Source organism: Microbacterium sp. BWT-B31 (assembly GCF_041379855.1).
GTDB lineage: Bacteria > Actinomycetota > Actinomycetes > Actinomycetales > Microbacteriaceae > Microbacterium.
The window spans coordinates 1-1,526 of the sequence record NZ_JBFECU010000037.1 but is presented as its reverse complement, the minus strand read 5'-3'; the positions used below and the strand labels follow the sequence as shown (position 1 = coordinate 1,526).

At 70.7% G+C, this 1,526-nt stretch carries 1 protein-coding gene; it reads right to left on the bottom strand.

Annotated elements, in window-relative coordinates:
• Positions 1 to 157: 157 nt before the first annotated feature.
• On the bottom strand, positions 158 to 1,526 hold a 1,369-nt coding region (locus AB1K54_RS17285; protein ID WP_371204002.1), incomplete at its 5' end, for an IS1380 family transposase.

Genomic DNA, 1,526 nt, shown 5'->3' with positions numbered 1-1,526 from the left:
GCCTCGATCTTTCATCGGGCCGTTGATCGGGGGTGTTCGGCGTCGTTGCCGGGGGTGTGGTGCTGATTCTGCTGTGAGGGTACGACAATGGCCGCGTGGCGCTGCGGTGGCGGGTCTCCGGTCCTCGGGGTCGTGGTGGTCAGCGGGATCGGCGGTGTCAGCCGCTGGGCGCTGGCAGGGCGCGGAGTGTGGTGATCGCGGCGAGCATGAGGCCGGCCCAGCGGGATCGGGCTGCCAGGTGCAGGGTGATGCGGTGGCCGTGCCGGGCGAGGGTCGCGGGGATCGCGAACAGGCGGTGCCGGAGCCGTTTCGGTTCCCACCGCCGCGCTTCGTGTTCGGGATGAGCGAGCAGACCAGCCCAGGCGGTGATCTCGGAGGCGAGGGCGACGATGGCGCACCAGATCCGGTTCTGGTCGAACCCGTGCAGGGGGAGGTTGCGCAGGCCGGTGTCTTTCGCGTTGCGGATCCGGTCCTCGCAGCGTGCCCGGCGGCGGTGCCGTAGCTCGAGGCGTTGGAGCTGCCCGCGCTTGCTGTTGGTGGCGAACGCGGTGAGCCGGTATCCGTCGACGTCGTCGAACCGGAGCTGTGCGCCCGGGTGGGGGCGTTCCCGGCGGACGATGACGCGCATCCCTTCGGGCCAGCCGGTCAGGTCGAGCAGTCCGGTCAGTTCTGCGACCGCGGCACCGTCACGGACGTCGCCGTCGGCGTCGAGCGCGGGCTCCCAGGCCTGGTGGTCGGTGATCAGTTTGTAGAGCTTGGGGGTGTGGAACGGGAGGGTGTATCCGACCGAGTACGACAGTCGTCGCCTGGTCAGCCAGGTCACGAACTCCTTCGTGCCGCCGGCGCCGTCGGCCCGGATCAGCACGCCCTTGCCCGGACGTGGGCGCCCGCCGGGGAGTTGGGTGAGCGCGGCGCGGGTGAGCGCGATGTGATCCGCTGCGGTGTTCGACCCCGCATTGCCTGGGCGCAGGCGGATCTGGAGCATCTCCCCGGAGCCCGCGGTGCCGTAGTCGGCGAACGCGATGAGCGGGTGGAACCCGAACCCGCGTTTGAACGTCGCCGCTGCTTGTTCCTTCTCCGAGTGCGCGGTGATCAGCGTCGCGTCCAGATCGATCACCAACGGCGCCTCCGCACTGGTCGCCGCGTCCGGAGCGTGCCCGCCGGCCAGCGTCCACGCTGTCTCTCGCGCGGCCTGCCGGGCCGTGTCGATGGCGGCGAGCACACGGTCAGCGTCCGCGGCAAGCTCCGCGATCACCCGGGACACCGTCGCATCCGACGCGACACGCCCATACACACCGGGCTCGGCACGCAGCGCCGCGATATCGGAGAGCGCGTCGCCGCCCACAGCGAGCGTGACAGCGAGATCGAGGAGCACCTTCGCAGGATCGTGCACCGCGAGCGGCTTGCGCCATCGCCCCAGCGTGCCGGACAGCGCCCGATCCAGACCCGTCGCACGGACCGTCTCGGTCAACAGCACCCCACCCGCGTGACCGACCGCGGACACCGCCGCAGTATCAACATGAAGG